Source organism: Dehalobacter sp. MCB1 (genome assembly GCF_003590275.1).
Classification (GTDB): Bacteria; Bacillota; Desulfitobacteriia; order Desulfitobacteriales; family Syntrophobotulaceae; genus Dehalobacter.
Genome location: NZ_LXPC01000003.1, coordinates 103641 through 121559, shown reverse-complemented (window position 1 = coordinate 121559; position 17919 = coordinate 103641). Strand labels below are relative to the sequence as shown.

General features: G+C 45.4%; 15 protein-coding genes. 13 read left to right on the top strand and 2 right to left on the bottom strand.

All coding sequences use genetic code 11. The features are described 5' to 3' along the window. Positions 1-2: 2 nt before the first annotated feature. Entirely contained in the window at positions 3-695 is a 693-nt protein-coding gene (gene pyrF, locus A7K50_RS01980; RefSeq protein WP_026156540.1) for an orotidine-5'-phosphate decarboxylase, read from the top strand. Between the two features lie 173 nt (positions 696-868). Further along, positions 869-2008 (top strand): GGDEF domain-containing protein, encoded by a 1140-nt coding sequence (locus A7K50_RS01975; RefSeq protein ID WP_243103604.1) that lies wholly within the window; start codon positions 869-871, stop codon positions 2006-2008. On the opposite strand, the gene A7K50_RS01970 is transcribed toward A7K50_RS01975, so the two are convergent. Next, positions 1998-3491 (bottom strand): sensor domain-containing diguanylate cyclase, encoded by a 1494-nt coding sequence (locus tag A7K50_RS01970; RefSeq protein WP_020492597.1) that lies wholly within the window; start codon positions 3489-3491, stop codon positions 1998-2000. The genes A7K50_RS01975 and A7K50_RS01970 overlap by 11 nt on opposite strands. 393 nt (positions 3492-3884) lie before the next feature. Here A7K50_RS01970 and pyrE point away from each other — a divergent pair, with 393 nt between their 5' ends. Then, positions 3885-4490, top strand: coding sequence for an orotate phosphoribosyltransferase (gene pyrE, locus A7K50_RS01965; RefSeq protein ID WP_020492598.1), 606 nt, complete (start codon positions 3885-3887; stop codon positions 4488-4490). Positions 4491-4736: 246 nt separating this feature from the next. On the opposite strand, the gene A7K50_RS01960 is transcribed toward pyrE, so the two are convergent. Beyond that, positions 4737-6542, bottom strand: coding sequence for an NFACT RNA binding domain-containing protein (locus A7K50_RS01960; RefSeq protein ID WP_026156542.1), 1806 nt, complete (start codon positions 6540-6542; stop codon positions 4737-4739). 140 nt (positions 6543-6682) lie between these two features. On the opposite strand from A7K50_RS01960, the gene A7K50_RS01955 reads away from it, so the two are divergent. From A7K50_RS01955 to A7K50_RS01910, 10 genes are all read left to right on the top strand, one after another. Continuing rightward, complete coding sequence (locus A7K50_RS01955) at positions 6683-9439, top strand: calcium-transporting P-type ATPase, PMR1-type (protein ID WP_020492601.1); 2757 nt, start codon at positions 6683-6685, stop codon at positions 9437-9439. Between the two features lie 200 nt (positions 9440-9639). After that, complete coding sequence (gene dapF, locus A7K50_RS01950) at positions 9640-10476, top strand: diaminopimelate epimerase (protein WP_020492602.1); 837 nt, start codon at positions 9640-9642, stop codon at positions 10474-10476. Positions 10477-10551: 75 nt separating this feature from the next. Then, the gene (locus A7K50_RS01945; RefSeq protein WP_020492603.1) at positions 10552-11787 is read left to right on the top strand and encodes an LL-diaminopimelate aminotransferase; all 1236 of its coding nucleotides are present in this window, start codon (positions 10552-10554) and stop codon (positions 11785-11787) included. 192 nt (positions 11788-11979) lie between these two features. Beyond that, positions 11980-12858 (top strand): YicC/YloC family endoribonuclease, encoded by an 879-nt coding sequence (locus A7K50_RS01940; protein WP_026156543.1) that lies wholly within the window; start codon positions 11980-11982, stop codon positions 12856-12858. 63 nt (positions 12859-12921) lie between these two features. Continuing rightward, positions 12922-13191 (top strand): DUF370 domain-containing protein, encoded by a 270-nt coding sequence (locus A7K50_RS01935; RefSeq protein ID WP_015043501.1) that lies wholly within the window; start codon positions 12922-12924, stop codon positions 13189-13191. A gap of 2 nt (positions 13192-13193) precedes the next feature. Next, a complete protein-coding gene (gene gmk, locus A7K50_RS01930) occupies positions 13194-13778 on the top strand; it encodes a guanylate kinase (protein ID WP_026156544.1) in 585 nt (194 codons plus the stop codon). A gap of 18 nt (positions 13779-13796) precedes the next feature. Next, positions 13797-14012: a DNA-directed RNA polymerase subunit omega gene (gene rpoZ, locus A7K50_RS01925; RefSeq protein WP_020492606.1), complete on the top strand. Its 216-nt coding sequence runs from the start codon at positions 13797-13799 to the stop codon at positions 14010-14012. Further along, a complete protein-coding gene (gene coaBC / locus A7K50_RS01920; RefSeq protein ID WP_020492607.1) occupies positions 13999-15207 on the top strand; it encodes a bifunctional phosphopantothenoylcysteine decarboxylase/phosphopantothenate--cysteine ligase CoaBC in 1209 nt (402 codons plus the stop codon). The genes rpoZ and coaBC overlap by 14 nt, the downstream gene beginning before the upstream one ends. A gap of 6 nt (positions 15208-15213) precedes the next feature. Continuing rightward, on the top strand, positions 15214-16395 hold the full coding sequence (gene metK, locus A7K50_RS01915) for a methionine adenosyltransferase (RefSeq protein WP_020492608.1): 1182 nt from the start codon (positions 15214-15216) through the stop codon (positions 16393-16395). 258 nt (positions 16396-16653) lie between these two features. Next, a complete protein-coding gene (locus A7K50_RS01910) occupies positions 16654-17919 on the top strand; it encodes a phenylacetate--CoA ligase (protein ID WP_020492609.1) in 1266 nt (421 codons plus the stop codon).

The window sequence follows — 17919 nt, the reverse complement described above, 5'->3', positions numbered from 1 at the left end:
AAATGGAAACTTTACAAAGTTTAAATGAAAAAGTTATTGTTGCCCTGGATGTCAATACGAAAGAAAAAGCCCTGGACATTGCCCGGGCACTTGCCGGCAGCGGGTGCTGGCTGAAGGTCGGCCTTGAGCTTTATGCACTCTCGGGCTTAAGCCTGATTCAGCAGTTCAAGGAGCTCGGATTTAAAATATTTCTCGATCTCAAGCTGCATGATATTCCGACTACTGTCGAGAAAACCTTAAGCGTCTTAACTGCCTCCGGCGTGGATATGATCAATGTCCACTGCAGCGGCGGATACGAAATGATGGCAAGAGCGGCCGAGGTCGGTCATAAGGCCGGCAAAATCATTATCGGTGTAACCGTGCTTACGAGTATGGGCCAGGAGGACCTAACATCAATCGGGGTTCAAGGCAGTACGCAGGACCAGGTACTGAAGCTGGCAATGCTTGCTATGAAAGCAAATCTGGATGGAGTCGTGTCTTCCGCCCAGGAAGCAAAAATTCTCCGGGCGGAATGCGGAGAAGATTTTCTTCTCGTGACGCCGGGGATCCGGCCGGCCTGGAGCGAAAAAAATGACCAGGTGCGGATTCTTACGCCGCGCATGGCCCTGGAAGCCGGAAGCTCCTATCTGGTAGTTGGCAGACCGATTACTTTGAATGAGAATCCCAGGAAAGCTTTAGCGCGTATGTGGGATTAAAAAAACAGCTTTTGTATTGACAGGGTCCTGGCTATTATTATATAGTTGTGACGTTATAAGCTGGTATATGTTGGTATATTGTTTGAACCTGTAGTTTGCAGTACAAAAATGACAGCATGAACTTGACGGCATGAAAAAATCATGAGGTTAGGTAATTCATGGGGTTTAAGCGTTTGCGTAAATACTTTACGGTTGTTCCAAAAGAAAACAAGGATGAATTTTCGCGTCAGCTTTGGAAAGAAAATTTCTTAAAGCTAATTGTTATCGCGGGTTTCTTTAGCATTTGTGAAAGTTTACTGCTGATCTTTTTTTCGAGTACGGTCGTAGACGTTAAAATCAGCATATTAATTTTTATTTCGCTCAGTTTGTTAATGCTTCCGCTTCTTATTCAAGTATACCGGAAATGCAACGTCTACAGAAAGGAAATCATCTATTGTACAGAAGTTGGCTACTTAATCATTTTACTGGTTTTTGGCTGTGCGCTTAGTATTCTGCCTCAAAATGAGCTTGTATCAATCAATCCATATATTATTGCAGTGTTCGGTTTAGCAGCTTTTATCTATTTACCTCCTTTGACAAGTTTGGTCTTGTATTCTTCTATATATCTTTTCTTTTTTCTGGTCATTCCCTACTATCAGCCGAATGATTATATTGTCGAGATTTTGCGTATCAATGCTTTTATTATGAACCTGTGTGCGTGGATTTTTTCCAGGATGGTGTTCAAAATCAGATTATTGTCCTTGATTTATAAAAAAGAAATTGAAACTAAGAACATAATATTGGCAGACCTGTCCGTTCGCGATTCGATGACATCCCTATATAATCATGAAAACATCTTTCTTAAACTTAAGGAAGAGATTGAACGAGCCAAACGGATTGATTACCCATTGTCTATTATTATGATGGACATCGATGACTTTAAAGATATCAACGACCGATTCGGTCACCAATATGGAGACAATGTTATCATCCGTGTTGCTGGAATATTGGGGCAGGTATGTCGACGCACCGATATTATCGGCAGATATGGTGGGGACGAATTCGTCATTATCCTACCTGATACTGTCACGGATGAGGTTTTGTTCCTGGCGGAACGGCTCAGATCTAAGATAGCGCTAACTGATTTTCGGGAAGGCATACATATTACCGTAAGCGGAGGAATAAGTGAACTTAAGGAAGAATCGCCTGAAGAACTGATCAGAAAAGCTGACCTCCAGCTGTATAAAGCGAAAGCCAATGGCAGGAATCGGTTTGAAGCAGGATCTCTGGTAGACGATGTCCAGGGAAGCTTGTGGGGTAATATTAGAGGATGACAACACCATTGAACTCTACTCTGTTTCGGCCTTGTTCCTTGGCTCGGTAGAGTGCGTTATCCACCTTTTTGATCCAGGAATCTATGTTATCGGTATTGGCCAGTTCGGCGACTCCAATGCTTGCCGTGATTTCTCCAACTTCCTGGAATAGGTGTTCCGCGATCAACTCCCTGAGTCTGTCGGCGTACTGCACGGCATTTCCGGCCCGAAGGTGAGGTGCCAGGATCAGGAATTCCTCTCCTCCCCAACGTGCTAAAGAGTCAAAGCTCCGGATATTGTCCCGCAGAAGATTCGCAAACTCAATCAAGGCCTGATCTCCAGCCTGATGTCCGTAGTTGTCGTTGATCAATTTGAAGTGGTCAATATCCAAAAGTAACAGGGAAAGTGGATACTTGTTACGTCTGGAACGTTCAATTTCAATTGCCGAATTCTTCAGGAAGCATCTTCGATTCCAAATATTTGTGAGCTGATCAGTGAATGCTGATTTTTCCAATTCAGCATTCACTTTTTTTAAAGCTTCAGTCGTACGTTTGTGCTCTTTCAGTTCTTTGCTTAGAGAGCGGACCAGCCTGAGATTTTGGATAACCGTGCTGAGCTGCCCGCAAACAGCCTGCAGCAATTCCTTATCTTTGGCTTTAAAAGGCTTATTATGCTTGTTAATCAATCCAATCCCGCCGATCGTTTTTTGTTCAAACGTGATCGGAAAAGTCATTTCATCAGTAAAGCCATAATCAAGAAATAACTGTTTGATGTTTTCATCAATTTCAGTTTTTTCCGTATACTTGGCGTATGCCACAAAGCCTGATGTAAGACTTTGACCGAAGAAACCGACATACTCCGGCAAAATTTCTATTTTACGGATGATTTCTTTGGGTAGCCCAAGTGTATAATATAACGCCGGTCGTTGCAGGTAGTCATCATAAATGTAAAACACAAAAGCATCAAATTCAAACGTGCTTTTCATGACATCTGCTGCTTGCCGGATGAGTCTGTTAATGTTTTTTTCACTTGTCGTTGCCTGATAAATATTATATAAGACCTCAAGACGGTTGTACGTCTCTTTTAATTCTTCCTCTACTTGGCCCCGATCTGTGATGTCACGGACAATGGATGTAGTAAGATATTTATTGCCTACCAATTGTCTAACTATGCTTAATACTTCGACCGGGATTAGGTGCCCATCCTTGTGTTTGTGAAATGTCTGAATAAGAGAAAGTCCCCCGTAATCAACACATTCAATAATTTTTTGATTGATTCCGCCTACTACAATAGGATCAAAGTCCCTAACATTTAAGGTGAGCAGCTCTTCTCTGGTGTAGCCCAATGTCCGGCAAGCGGCTTCATTGACGAAAGAAAGGTTTCCTTCTTCATCGGCCCAGAACACGCTATCCGGTATTTTTTCAAGGCTGGTAAAGGCAAACAAAAGTTTTTCTTCTTTATCCTGCTCGTTTTTGAAATAGACATCAGAAGCCTGAAATATCATTTAAACCACCTTGGTAAACAATCTATTATTTTCTAAATGTAAATAGATTGTCTTAATTTTTAGATATTATCAAATTGTGATTACTGGTAAATAAAGGAAATGTAAAATAAAGTAAGGGGTATTTCTGTAATTATTATATAACAAAAAATAACAAATATAATAACTAATTTTGTAAATAATACTTAGTATATTTGTGTATAATAATGCATATTTGCGACAATTTTTTAAAGATATCTTATATAACAAAAGTTGAGATAGATTTCACAGCAAAATAGTTCCTTTTTTCTTAATCAATGTGGTAGAATATTTTAAGTGCCATAATACGTGTTAAATGTTATTGTACTGATATTTCCTGGATAAACTCAGAAATCACATTTTGGAGGTGGAATAAACGTGTCTGATCATTCAACGACTGAAAGATTAAATGAAAATGACATTCTCGATATTTTCAAGGAGACCGGAGCGTTGCTTCAAGGTCATTTTCTTCTTACTTCTGGGAAACACAGCGCGCGTTACATGCAGTGCGCCCAGGTACTTCAATATCCGAGGAAGGCTGCAGTTCTTGGGAAAGAGCTGGCCAGAAAATTTGAAGGAATGGAGATCCAAACCGTTATTGGTCCTGCGATGGGCGGGATTGTCGTCGCCCATGAGGTTGGTCGGAACTTAGGGATAAAATCAATCTTTACTGAAAGACAAAATGGGAAAATGGCGCTCAGGAGAGGCTTCAAGCTTGAACCCGGCGAAAAAGTCCTCGTGGTCGAAGATGTTATCACAACTGGCGGATCGGTGAAAGAAGTCATCGATATCGTCAAGGAAGCTGGTGCAGTTCCGGTCGGTGTAGGCGTGCTTGTGGATCGCAGCGGCGGCAAAGCTGATTTTGACGGACTTTTGCTGCATAGTCTGATTCAGATGAATATTGAGGCGTATGAGCCGGATGATTGCCCGCTTTGCAAGCAGGGTATCCTGTGGGAGAAACCTGGGAGCAGGGGAATAAAATAGACCTAGACAAGTAAAAACTGTAAATATTCAGGTAGGACTCCGTAATACATAGCCGCTTTCGGTTGTTGTGCTCTCCTTGGCACGTCGCTCCTTGCCATCCTTGGCATCGCGACATTAGGCCATCCGTGGCCGTCAAAAAGCCGCGCTCCGCATCGTGTTCCGCTGACGCTGGCTACGTATTACGGAGTCTATTTTATGGTATTTGCGGAGTTTTCTCTAGCTATTGAATGCTGATTATCGCGTTATCTATTGTTCGGTAGCTAGGAGCCGCTCGATAGCATCCGGCTCCGGTGTCAGCAGAAGAGACCAGTTTTGCTCATAAACAACCATCCCGGGTTTAGCCCCCCGGGGTTTTTTGATTTGCCGGACGTGAGTATAGTCGACAGGGACATGGGAAGACCCCCTGGCCTGGCTGAAATAAATGGCCAGTGCTGCGGCATCGAGTAAGGTATTATCGTCCGGGAACTCCTCCTCTTCAGATAGAGGAACAATGATATGGGAACCCGGAATATTCTTGACGTGAAGCCATAAATCACCCGGCTTCGCTTCCCGCCAGGTCATCCGGTCATTCTGCTTATTGTTGCGTCCGACCAAAATCGGTCTGCCACTTTTTGACAGATAGACATGTGGCTGAGAAATAGAATTCTGTTCTCTTCCGGCAGCTTGTCTCTTTTTCGTCTGGTTCCTGTCCTGTTTTTTGATATATCCCTGATCGATCAGTTCCTGATAGATCTCATTAAGTTCGATATCATCTTCAGCCTGGTCAATGCTTAGAGCTAGTGTCTGGAGATAATTCATTTCTTCCTGGGCAGCTTTCTGTAGAGGTGCGGTTTTTTTGATCGTTGCTTTGGCCTTATTGTAGATTTTATAGTAGTGCTGAGCATTATTGATGCCGGTCAGGTTTGGATCAAGTGAAATCCTAATAGATTTATAATCGGGATCGGTGTAGTCTTCTACGGCAATTTCTTTCATACCGGGTGAAAGCTTATAGAGATTGGCTGTCAAAAGTTCTCCGAGTTTTTGATATTCCAGCCCTTTTTCAGCCTTGGCAATTGTATCATAATAGATAACGTCTTTCTTGCTGATGTGGACAAAATGATCCTGGACAACCTTGCGGAGCGAGCCTTTTTTGGCGTCATTCTTTTGACCGGTCATTTTTTGGGTGTAATACAGATCTACCGCGTCATTTAGGAACAATGTTTTCTGAAGTTTGAGACCTTCGTACTGTACATACGGAATAAAGGTAAAAGCAGCTGGCATGTTCTTGTCCCGCCCGGACTGATAATATACGCACGGATCAGTGGCTGTATCCTGTTTGGTCAGAAGGAAAAAGGAATAAGCCTGGAAAAGACGGCTCAGGTCAATTTGCCCACAGTTGTCAAGAAGCACATCTGGCTCAAGACTAGCCCTCAGAATAAGCTCTTTGGCTAGTTCAGGGCTGATGCCGTCAAACAGATTCACCAGGACATCACAGACTTTCCGGTCAAGCGGGTACCCGAGGATGACTGCCATCCATTCTTGTTCATCAGTGACCGCTTCAGCTTTATGCTGGGAAGGCGGTGAGATATACAATCTTCCGGGAAGCACTTCCCGGTGCCTACTCAGGAGATGGGAATACCGTCTGATTCCATCTAGAATGACGTTGGTCTGAGGATCGACTAGAATCAGATTGCTGTGTTTACCCATGATTTCCAGGGTAAGTTGATAATCTTGAAGATCACCTCTTTCATTGTAATTCTGTATCGTCACGGTAATGATGCGTTCCAGTCCACACTGATTGATTTCAATAATCTTGCCGCCTTCAAGATGTTTGCGCAGAATCATGCAGAACATCGGAGGTGAGACAGGATTTTTTTTATTTTGCCCAGTCAGATGCAATCTGGCGGAAGTGCTGCCGGCATTTAACAGCAGACGCAAATTTTTTCCGGGACTTCGCAGTAGAAGATGGACCTCCTCTTTTTCAGGCTGCTGGACTTTATCTATACGCGTTCCAACCAGAGTTGGCTTAAGTTCTTTCAGAAGATGATAGAGTGTAATACTGTCAAGGGCCATATCGTTAACTCCTTAAAACTTAAATGTTTTCTCGGCAAGCTAATCAACAAAATTCAATATCAGTATAACACAAATCCGGGAATTTTTTCTGGACAGGCCGAATAGCATGTACTAATGGAAATGAAAAGGAGGAGCAAGAAATGCAGCGGCAAGTTTGGCACATATTAACCGGCGGAGAAATATGCAAAGGATTTAAAGTAGATTCTGAAAAGGGTCTTAGTGATAGGGAAGTCAGCCGGCGGCTGGCGGAATTTGGTCCGAATTCTCTGGTTGTAAAAAAAGGGGTTAACCCGGTTTTCTTATTTTTGGGTCAGTTTAAGGATTTCATGGTTGTGGTGTTGATGGTTGCCACACTAATTTCAGGTCTGCTCGGGGAAATTGCCGATGCAGTAACGATTCTGGCTATTGTTTTTCTGAATGCAGTGCTCGGCTTTATTCAGGAATATAAAGCCGAAAGGTCTATGGAATTACTACGTTCTCTAACGGCACCTGAGGCGATGGTTCTGCGGAATAGCAAAGCGGCAAAGGTGCCTGCTCCCGATTTGGTTCCAGGGGACATCGTTATCCTGGAAGCAGGGGATCGTATACCTGCCGATATACGATGGCTGAATACCTTAAACATCCGCGTGGAAGAATCAGCACTGACCGGCGAATCCCAACCGGTCACCAAAATGAACCAGCCTTTGACGAATGAATACAGTCCAGTAGCTGACCGGAAGAATATGGGTTATATGGGGACCGTAGTTGTAAACGGAAGGGGACTTGGAATCGTTATTGCCACAGGCATGAATACTGAGATGGGTATGATCGCCGGAATGATTCAGGAGGTGAAGGAAGAAGAGACACCTCTCCAAAAAAGGCTTTCTCAGCTTGGCAAATGGCTGGTTTCAATCAGTCTTGCCGTCTGTGTTGTTGTTATGGTGACAGGAATTTTACAAGGAGAAAGCTTTGAAAAGATGTTTTTTGCCGGCGTATCGTTGGCAGTCGCTGCGATCCCTGAAGGTCTTCCGGCAATTGTTACGGTTGCACTGGCAATCGGTGTGCAGCGGATGGTCAAACGCAACGCAGTGATCCGTAAGCTTCCAGCCGTGGAAACCCTGGGTTGTGCGACTGTAATCTGTTCAGACAAGACCGGAACGCTGACCCAAAATGAAATGACAGTCCGGCGGATCTTCTGCGATAACCAGGTCATTACGCTGACAGGTCAAGGCTATGATCCCAAAGGGGATTATCATGGCGCCGACCCGTATAAGGATAAAGGCCCCCTGAAAGAACTCCTCAGGTGCGCGGCTCTGTGCAATAATGCTGTATTAACCAAGAAAGGGATCCAAGTGGCAGGGCTTTTCAGAGGCAAAAGTCAGGACAGTATCTGGGGGATTGAAGGTGATCCCACGGAGGGGGCCCTTCTGGTTGCGGCCGCAAAAGCTGGAGTATGGCGGGAGGCTTTGGAACGGAAGGAACAAAGGGTTGCGGAAATCCCTTTTGAATCGGAACGGAAACGGATGACGGTTATTTATAAGAGTAAAGAGGAATATAAAGCCTACGTCAAAGGAGCTCCGGATGTTATTCTGGAACTATGCTCGCGGGAGATGACGAAAGATGGCGTGGTGGAACTGACTTCTGAAAGAAGAAAGCAAATCCTATTTTACAATGACGAGATGGCATCCCATGCACTCAGGGTTCTGGCGCTTGGGTGGAAAGATGTCCGGCGCGGCGAACCAAACGGTGATGTGGAAAATAATCTGATATTCTTAGGCTTGGCCGGGATGATCGACCCGCCACGTACCAGTGCTGTCAAAGCAATAAAAGTATGTCAGGCTGCCGGGATCAAGCCAGTCATGATTACCGGAGACCATAAGCTGACAGCGCAGGCTGTCGCGAAAGAACTTGGGATCATTCGCGGATTTTATGAACGGGTGGTTACCGGAATAGAACTAGATCAAATGACAGATGAAGATCTAAGTGACATGGTCATGAATATTTCGGTGTTTGCCCGGGTCGCACCAAGGGATAAGCTTAGAATCGTCAGGGCTTTAAAAAAGAACGGCCAAATTGTGGCAATGACCGGAGACGGTGTCAATGATGCCCCCGCTGTGAAAGAAGCTGATATCGGGGTCGCCATGGGGCAGACCGGAACCGATGTCACCAAAGAGGCCTCGGCTATGGTAATCTCTGACGATAATTTTGCGGCGATCGTCGCAGCGGTCGAAGAAGGAAGAGGAATTTATGACAATATCCGAAAGTTTATCCGGTACCTTCTTTCCTGCAATCTCGGAGAAGTGCTGACCATGTTTCTGGGAACGCTTACAGGGTTACCCCTGCCTTTACTGCCAATACAGATTCTCTGGGTCAATCTGGTTACGGACGGTCTGCCGGCGATGGCTTTGGGGGTGGATGGAACAGAGCCGGATATCATGAAGAGGGTTCCGCGTCAACCGCAGGAAAGTGTATTTGCGCGGGGATTAGGGCAAAAGATTCTGATCAGGGGAACGATTATTGGTTTAGCGACACTTTTTGTATTTGTCATCGGTTTATGGTATGGCGTCGGCCTTTTAGCGGCACGAACTATGGCGTTTACCACGCTTGTTTTTTCTCAGCTTTTCCATGTTTTTGACTGCAAATCGGAACGCCGCGGAATCTTTGAGGTTGGTATATTCTCCAATCCATTGCTGGTCGTGGCAGTCGCGATTTCAGTAACGATGCAGCTCTCGGTCATCTATCTTCCGGCTTTGCAGGCAATTTTCAAAACCACAGCGCTGGTCGGCTGGCAATGGTTTGTGATTCTGGTGGCTGCCTGCGGACCCAGCTTAATCATTGGCCTGACACGACTTATTCGGAACAGATATCAGCCAGCTAAATCCAGCCCAAATTTTAGCTTCAAAAAAAGCGTTCACTAACTCTAAAATATGTCTCCGTAATGGGTGCCAGCGCTACCATAATGTAAACATACATTATGTATACTTCAGACAAAAATATTGACCCTTTGCTATTCTCATAGTATTCTTAAAGAAACTTAGCTGGTGTAGGCCCATGGGCCTTGGCCGATGAGGTCATTTTTGAACAGACTCTGTAAAAGGCAGCGAGAGGAGAACCCTTTATGGATTTTGTGAAAATGCATGGTCTGGGAAACGATTTTATCTGCCTGGATCATTTTCTTTTTCCGACGGGTATGGATTATGCTGAAACTGCTGTCCAACTTTGCCACAGACAATTTGGCGTTGGCGGTGATGGTCTTATTGTGATTCTGCCTTCCGATGTAGCCGATGCAAGGATGAGGATATTTAATCCGGACGGTTCTGAACCGGAGATGTGCGGCAATGGCATACGCTGTTTTGCCAAATATGTTTATGAAGCCGGTTACGTTCAGAGAGATTCACTTAAGGTAGAAACGCTGGCTGGAGTTCTGAATGTCAAGCTGGAGATCTGCCAGGGAGTTGTGCACCATGTTACGGTTAGCATGGGTGAGCCGTGCCTTGATCCCGTTAAGATACCTGTTATGGCCGGAACGGATACTGCACTCAACCAAAAACTTGAGGCTGCCGGGCAGGAAGTTATTTTCTCGGCAGTATCAATGGGAAATCCGCATTGTATTATTTTTACCGAGGATCTGGAATTGCTTCCATTTGAAACGCTGGGTCCTGCGATCGAGAAACACCCGCTGTTTCCAAGAAAAACAAATGTGGAGTTTGTCAAAATAGATAATTCAGGTGAAATAACTGTCAAGGTGTGGGAACGCGGAGCCGGCCCAACGCTAGCCTGCGGAACGGGAGCTTGCGCATCTGTGGTTGCAGCAGTGCTGACTGGAAGAACCAACAGAAACGTGATCGTTCATTTGCCTGGGGGGGACCTGAAGATTGAATGGCAGGAAGGTCAGCAGGTCCACATGACGGGTCCCGTAGTCTATGTTTTCCGCGGAAGTACGCTTGAATCATAAGACATCATCACACATGACGATAGAAAAGACTACATCAAGGAATTATAACTACATATTTACAGGAGAGTGAATAGAATGGCTTTTGTCAATGAAAATTATCTTAAACTGCCTGGAAGCTATCTCTTTTCGGAAATAGCCCGCCGGGAAAAGCAGTTCAGACAGGAAAACCCGGACTGCGACTTAATAAAAATGGGTATTGGTGATGTGACCCGCTCGCTTCCACCAGCCGTTATCGAGGCAATGCATCAGGCAGTCGATGAAATGGGTCAGCAGAAAACCTTTAGAGGATACGGCCCGGAACAAGGATATGAGTTTCTGATTGAAAAAATTATTGAGCATGATTTTAGGCCCCGCGGCGTCGACCTGGCAGTTAACGAAGTGTTTATCAGTGATGGGGCCAAGACGGATACCGCCAATTTTCAGGAAATATTTGGGACCGACAATATCCTGGCTGTTACAGACCCAGTTTATCCGGTTTATGTGGACAGCAATGTCATGGCTGGACGTACCGGTATTTACAACAGCGACAAAGGGCAGTTTGAAGGAATCGTTTATCTTCCCTGCAATCAGCAAAATGGACTGAAACCGGAATTTCCAAGTAGCAGAGCAGATATGATCTACCTGTGCTATCCGAACAATCCGACCGGAACGACACTTTCGGTTGAAGAACTAAAGAAGTGGGTCGATTATGCACGCGAGCATAAGGCCATCATCTTATTTGATGCTGCGTATGAAGCTTTCATTCGGGAAGACGGTGTTCCCCATAGTATTTTTGAAATCGAAGGCGCACGCGAAGTGGCTGTAGAATTCAGAAGTTTCTCCAAGACAGCCGGTTTTACCGGTACCCGCTGCGCATATACCATCGTACCCAAAGAAGTCATGGTTTATGATTCCAAAGGGGAAGCGCACAGTCTGAATAAATTATGGCTTAGGAGGCAGACCACAAAATTCAACGGGGTGTCATATCCGATTCAAGCTGCTGCTGCCGCCGTATTTTCTGAGGCAGGGAAACAACAGGTCAAAGAAACCATTGATTATTATATGGATAATGCCGCCATTATTCGAGCTGGTCTCGAAAAAGCGGGATATACCGTCTTTGGCGGTGTAAATGCACCGTATATCTGGCTAAAAACACCGGGACATTTAGGATCCTGGGAATTCTTTGACAAGCTGATGAAAGAGGCAAATGTTATCGGAACACCTGGAGCCGGCTTCGGTGCGAGCGGAGAAGGATTCTTCCGGCTGACGGCTTTCAATACTAGGGAGAATACGGAGAGGGCCATTGAAAGGATAAGGACCAGGATAGTTTAAAGCTATCTATTAGGCAGGATGAGGCGATCTACTGCTTGAGAACGTGATTTTAATTGAGGGGCTATTTGTCCTCTCAATTTTTTCTTTCTAGTACCTTGTATAACTCTGAAACGCATGTAAAAAGAGCAAATCATAGTATTCTTGCCCTTAAGAACAAAAGAGTGGTATATTGTCGTTAAGGAGTTGAGGTAATTGGCAAACAGTATGACTGGTTTTGGCAGAGGGGAAGCTCAGGGACTTGGAGTTCAGATTTCAGTAGAAATGAAGTCAGTGAACAATCGCTTCCTGGAAGTCCTGGTAAAACTACCAAGGAACCTGAATATCATTGAGGAACGTTTTCGTAAAGCCGTGCAGGAAAAAGTCCAACGGGGCCGCATTGATATTTACGTGAATATCAAGGAAACGGAAGAAAAAAAGAGATTAGTTAAGGTTGACAAAGATTTGGTGCTGTCGTATGATAATTCTCTGAAGGAATTGGCAAATTTGCTCAATACCGCTTATAAAAGCGATCTTTTTAGTCTGGTTTCGCTCCCTGAAGTACTCAGTGTTGAAAACGAAGAGACGGATGCCGAAGCCTTGTGGCCATATCTCAATATGGCTTTACAGGAGGCACTGAACCAGTTAATTCAAATGCGTAGGACTGAAGGGGAGAGACTGGCCAAGGATTTGCTGAAAAAATTAGACGACCTTTCCGGAATGGTTGATCAAGTAACTGTAAGAGCGCCGCAGGTTGTCGCGGAATATCAGGGGAAATTGAGGGAAAGGCTTGCGGCTCTTCTGGCGGACACTTCGCTGGATGAAGCCAGACTGATTACCGAAGTTGCTATTTTTGCCGACAGAGCTTCGATTGAAGAAGAGCTGGTCAGGCTTGGAAGTCATTTTGAGCAATTTTCCAAAGCATTTTCGGCCAACGAACCGATTGGACGGAAACTGGATTTTCTGATTCAGGAAATGAACAGGGAGATCAATACCATTGGGTCTAAGGCAAATGATCTGGAGATTTCACATATCATTGTTCAGGGAAAAAGTGAATTGGAGAAAATCCGGGAACAGGTTCAGAATATCGAGTAACACGATGAAAAGAGCAGTAATAACGCCGATATGCAGCGTATTGAATATGGGAGGTATAAGGAATTGGATATCAAACTGATTAATATAGGATTTGGCAATATTGTATCGGCCAACAGAATTATCTCGATTGTAAGTCCGGAATCAGCACCTATTAAACGGATTATTCAGGAAGCGCGCGATACAGGAATGCTCATCGATGCCACCTATGGGCGAAGAACGCGTGCCGTCATTATGTGTGACAGCCACCACGTGATTTTGTCGGCTGTTCAGCCTGAAACGGTTGCCCATCGTCTGACCGCCAAAGAATCCAGTAATGAAGATCCGGCTGATTAAAAATGGAAGACAAAGGGTTGCTGATTGTGGTTTCAGGTCCTGCAGGAGTTGGGAAAGGAACGCTGTGTAAGCGGCTTTTTGCTGAGTGCGGCGATCTAGAATATTCTGTTTCCGTAACGACCAGGGAATCAAGACCGGGAGAAACAGAGGGTAAAGAATATTATTTTCGTTCCAGGGATGAGTTTCTTAAAATGGTCGAGAACAATGAGTTCTTGGAATGGGCAGAGTTTTGCGGGAACCTGTATGGAACCCCAAGATTTCATGTGGAAAGTACCCTGAAGAGAAACAAGACCATCTTACTGGAAATCGATATGCAGGGAGCAAAAATTGTCAAAAAGGCTTTTCCGGATGGTGTGTTTATTTTCATTGTTCCGCCTTCCCTGGAAGAGCTGGCTGAAAGGCTTTACGGAAGAGGAACGGAAACACCTGAGGTCGTGCAGCGCAGACTGGCACAAGCCGTTCAGGAAATGAAAAGTATAAAAGATTATGATTATGCTGTTGAGAACGACGAAATCGGCACTGCAGCTGAAAGGCTTAAGAGTATCATCATTGCAGAAAAATGCCGGATAAATCCAAAGTCGTTTTAGTTTAAAGGAGGAATAACGATGAAGCAGCCTTCTTTGGATGTTCTAATGTCCCAGGCAGACAGTAAATATACCCTTGTTGTGGCCGCTGCTAAAAGGGCCAGGGTACTCATGAACAATTTGGATGCGAATGAATTTAAGGATACGAAACCTGTCAGCAGGGCGCTGGTTGAGATTGCATACGGCAAAATTAATTCCGACTTTTTTGAGAAGGTGACGACAGATGCTACGCGGTAAACGTGTACTTCTGGGTGTGACAGGAAGTATTGCTGCTTATAAAGCGGTCGACATTGCCAGCAGACTGGTGAAAAGCGGTGCAGAGGTCTTTGTCGTGATGACGAAATCAGCGACAGAGCTTGTTACGCCTTTGACTTTCAGGAGCATCACCGGTCAGCCGGTTTATACGGATATGTTCAGTGAACCCAAACTGTGGAACATTGAACATATTTCCCTGGCACAAAAGGCAGATCTTGCGTTGGTCGCACCGGCGACCGCGAATATCATTGCGAAGATGGCTGTCGGTCTTGCCGATGATTTTTTATCGACGGTATTACTGGCGGTTCAGAACCCTATCTTTATGGCACCGGCGATGAATCATGCCATGTACCATCACCCTGCAACGCAGCAGAATCTGGGGATTCTTCAGCAGCGGGGGATTCATTTGATTGGACCGGCCAGAGGCTTCCAGGCCTGCGGGACAGAAGGGGACGGCAGGATGAGTGAGCCCGGGGAGATCATCGCGTTTCTTCAGGATTTTATGTCAAGCCGACAAATGATGAAGGGCCAGAAAGTGCTGGTAACGGCAGGTGGTACCCGCGAGGAACTTGATCCGGTCAGATATCTTGGAAATTACAGCTCGGGCCGCATGGGCTATGCAATTGCTGAGGCGTTTGCTGAGGCAGGCGCACAGGTGACCCTGGTCAGCGGACCCTCGGATCTTCTGCCCCCATTCGGCGTGGAAACGGTCCGGATTATTTCAGCGGAAGAGATGTATGCGGAAGTTATGACACGATATGCGGAACAGGATATCGTCGTCAAAGCAGCTGCTGTTGCTGATTTTCGGCCTGCAATCCGCAATCAGCAAAAGATCAAGAAAGACGGAAAGTCTGTTATCCTGGAATTAGTACCGAATACAGACATCTTGTCAGCTTTGGGAGCTCGGAAGAAGCACCAGTACCTGGTTGGCTTTGCTGCTGAGACCCAAAATGTGATTGAAAACGGTCTGGAAAAGCTGAACCGTAAAAAGGCCGATATGCTTGTGGTCAATGATGTCACAGCATCAGGGGCTGGTTTTGGCACGGATACCAATATTGTTAGTTTTCTTTATCCCGATGGCAGAAAAATAGATCTGCCCAAAATGAGCAAGCTGGATGTTGCCAGAAAGTTGGTGCAAGAGATTGCCTTGGACAAAGGCATTGGATCAAAGGAGTGATTTTGAATGGGTTACAAATTATTCACCTCAGAATCTGTTACCGAAGGACATCCCGACAAAATATGCGACCAAATTTCGGATGCGATTCTTGATGCCGTTCTACGTCAGGACAGAGAAGCACGAGTCGCCTGTGAAACATCTGTGACAACCGGGCTGGTTCTGGTAAGCGGCGAGATTACCACGCATTGTTATGTGGATATTCCAAGAGTCGTAAGGGAAACCATCAGACAGATCGGATATACGAGAGCCAAGTATGGCTTTGACGCGGATACCTGTGCGGTGCTGACCTCGATTGGAGAGCAGTCCAGTGATATTGCCTTAGGCGTTAACAAAGCATTAGAAGCAAAAATATCCGAAGAAGACATCAGTGAAATCGGTGCAGGAGACCAAGGGATGATGTTTGGCTATGCGACAAACGAAACCGAAACATTCATGCCGGTGCCGATTGATCTTGCGCATAAACTGGCCCGCAGGCTAGCTGAAATCCGTAAGGCGGAAGTGCTGAACTATTTAAGACCTGACGGGAAAACGCAGGTTACCGTTGAATACGAGGACGGAAAACCCAAAAGAATCGATACGATTGTAATTTCGACCCAGCATCATCCTGAGGTTTCCCAGGAGCAGATCAAAAACGATCTTTTGGAGTATGTCGTAAGACCAGTGGTTCCATCTGAAATGCTGGATGAGAATACCCGTTATTATATCAACCCGACGGGTAGATTTGTGATTGGCGGGCCTCAGGGTGACGCAGGACTTACCGGCAGAAAAATTATTGTCGACACCTATGGTGGTATGGCTAGACACGGTGGCGGGGCGTTCTCTGGAAAAGATCCTACGAAGGTTGACCGGTCTGGGGCTTATGCCGCGCGCTATGTGGCCAAAAATGTTGTCGGAGCGGGCCTGGCTGATCGCTGTGAGATTCAGATCGCCTATGCGATCGGTGTTGCGCATCCTGTCTCTATTTCTGTTGAAACATTTGGGACGGGCAAGGTCAGTGATGATAAGATTATTGCACTGATTAATGAAACGTTTGATCTTCGTCCGGCTGCAATCATCAACACCCTGGATCTCCGCAGACCAATCTACAGACAGACTGCGGCCTACGGGCATTTTGGCCGCAATGACCTTGACCTCCCATGGGAGAAGCTTGATAAAGTTGAACAATTAAGGAAACTGGCCGGACGCTGAAACGTTGTTAAGCTTCCAATAAAAATAAGCTATAGCAGAGAAAAATCATTAGTATCAGTAGAAGAATAACAGACTGCAGAGGGTGTCGTGGGAATCCAGGGCATCCTTTTTGTTGATAAACAGGAAAAAAAACTTACAATTTTAAATTAAAAGTGCCATTTAAAAATACAGATTCAAATATGGATTATCTTGATATATAATATACCTATTGTTAGCAGTTAGCGTGTCAAAATAAGTTTAAGGCAGGAGGATGGTAGGATGACTCAGGATGAATTGCTACTTCATTTAAGAAAGACCATTGCACAGGTCTTAAAAGCTCCCTACTATAAGAAAAGACTGGCTGAGGTGGGTATCTATTATCCCGGTGATGTCAAATCCCTGGAGGATTTTCGGAAGATACCATTGACGGATAAAGAAGCGTTACGCCAGAATTATCCTTTTGGATTATTTGCCGAGCCATTGGAAAAGATGGTCAGAATCCATGCTTCCTCAGGGACAACGGGAAAACCGACCGTTGTAGGGTATACCCGTGAAGATATTCAGTTATGGGCCAAAATTGTGGCCAACGGTCTCAGAAGGGCCGGTATTACGTCCAATGACGTTGTTCAGGTTGCTTACGGCTATGGCTTGTTTACCGGCGGTATGGGACTGCATTACGGATGTGAAGAACTCGGGGCATTAGTCATTCCGATCTCCGGCGGCAATACCCAGCGTCAGCTGATGCTGATGCGTGACTTTGGAAGTACGGTTCTTTGCTGTACTCCGTCGTACGCACTTTATCTGGCAGACAGTCTGGAAGAAGAGGGTATGACCAAAGAAGACTTGAAACTAAGGGTCGGGATATTTGGCGCTGAGCCTTGGACAGAACAGATGAGAGCTGAGATTGAGACCAGACTTGGTATTCGGGCGCTTGATATCTATGGATTGAGTGAAACGATGGGACCCGGCGTTTCTCTAGAGTGCCTGAAGGGCGAAGGGCTGCATATCGATGAGAACTTCTACCCTGAGATTCTCGATAAAGACGGAAATGTTCTGCCGGAAGGAGAAACAGGAGAGCTCGTTCTTACCAGCTTTAACAAAATGGGTTTCCCCGGACTTCGCTATAGAACAAAAGATATTACCAGCATCACCTATGGAAGCTGTACCTGCGGCCACACCGGCTGGACGATGAAGAGAGTGTCGGCCAGAGTCGATGATATGCTGATCATTCGCGGTGTCAACGTCTTCCCAAGCCAGATTGAAGAGGCAATCCTGTCGGTAGGTGGAATCGAACCGCATTATCTGATTGTTGTGGATCGTGAGGGTAATCTCGATACTCTTGAAGTGCAGATTGAGGTGAATGCGGCAAGCTTCAACGATGAGATCCGAGAACTCGAAGAGCTCCAGCAAAGGCTTCAAACTAAAATACATGAGATCCTTAATATTGCAGCCAGGGTGCGTCTTGTCGAGCCTAAGAGTATCCCGCGCAGCGAAGGAAAAGCGAAACGTGTAATTGATAAACGCAAGGAAAAACAATTAAGCTAA

What these genes read in the sequence shown, in the direction of transcription:
- coaBC (WP_020492607.1), top strand. Translation starts at nt 13,999, where the DNA reads ATGCTACGCGGTAAACGTGTACTTCTGGGTGTGACAGGAAGTATTGCT.
- dapF (WP_020492602.1), top strand. Translation starts at nt 9,640, where the DNA reads ATGGATTTTGTGAAAATGCATGGTCTGGGAAACGATTTTATCTGCCTG.
- A7K50_RS01970 (WP_020492597.1), bottom strand. Translation starts at nt 3,491, where the DNA reads ATGATATTTCAGGCTTCTGATGTCTATTTCAAAAACGAGCAGGATAAA.
- rpoZ (WP_020492606.1), top strand. Translation starts at nt 13,797, where the DNA reads ATGAAGCAGCCTTCTTTGGATGTTCTAATGTCCCAGGCAGACAGTAAA.
- metK (WP_020492608.1), top strand. Translation starts at nt 15,214, where the DNA reads ATGGGTTACAAATTATTCACCTCAGAATCTGTTACCGAAGGACATCCC.
- pyrF (WP_026156540.1), top strand. Translation starts at nt 3, where the DNA reads ATGGAAACTTTACAAAGTTTAAATGAAAAAGTTATTGTTGCCCTGGAT.
- A7K50_RS01910 (WP_020492609.1), top strand. Translation starts at nt 16,654, where the DNA reads ATGACTCAGGATGAATTGCTACTTCATTTAAGAAAGACCATTGCACAG.
- gmk (WP_026156544.1), top strand. Translation starts at nt 13,194, where the DNA reads ATGGAAGACAAAGGGTTGCTGATTGTGGTTTCAGGTCCTGCAGGAGTT.
- A7K50_RS01945 (WP_020492603.1), top strand. Translation starts at nt 10,552, where the DNA reads ATGGCTTTTGTCAATGAAAATTATCTTAAACTGCCTGGAAGCTATCTC.
- A7K50_RS01960 (WP_026156542.1), bottom strand. Translation starts at nt 6,542, where the DNA reads ATGGCCCTTGACAGTATTACACTCTATCATCTTCTGAAAGAACTTAAG.
- A7K50_RS01955 (WP_020492601.1), top strand. Translation starts at nt 6,683, where the DNA reads ATGCAGCGGCAAGTTTGGCACATATTAACCGGCGGAGAAATATGCAAA.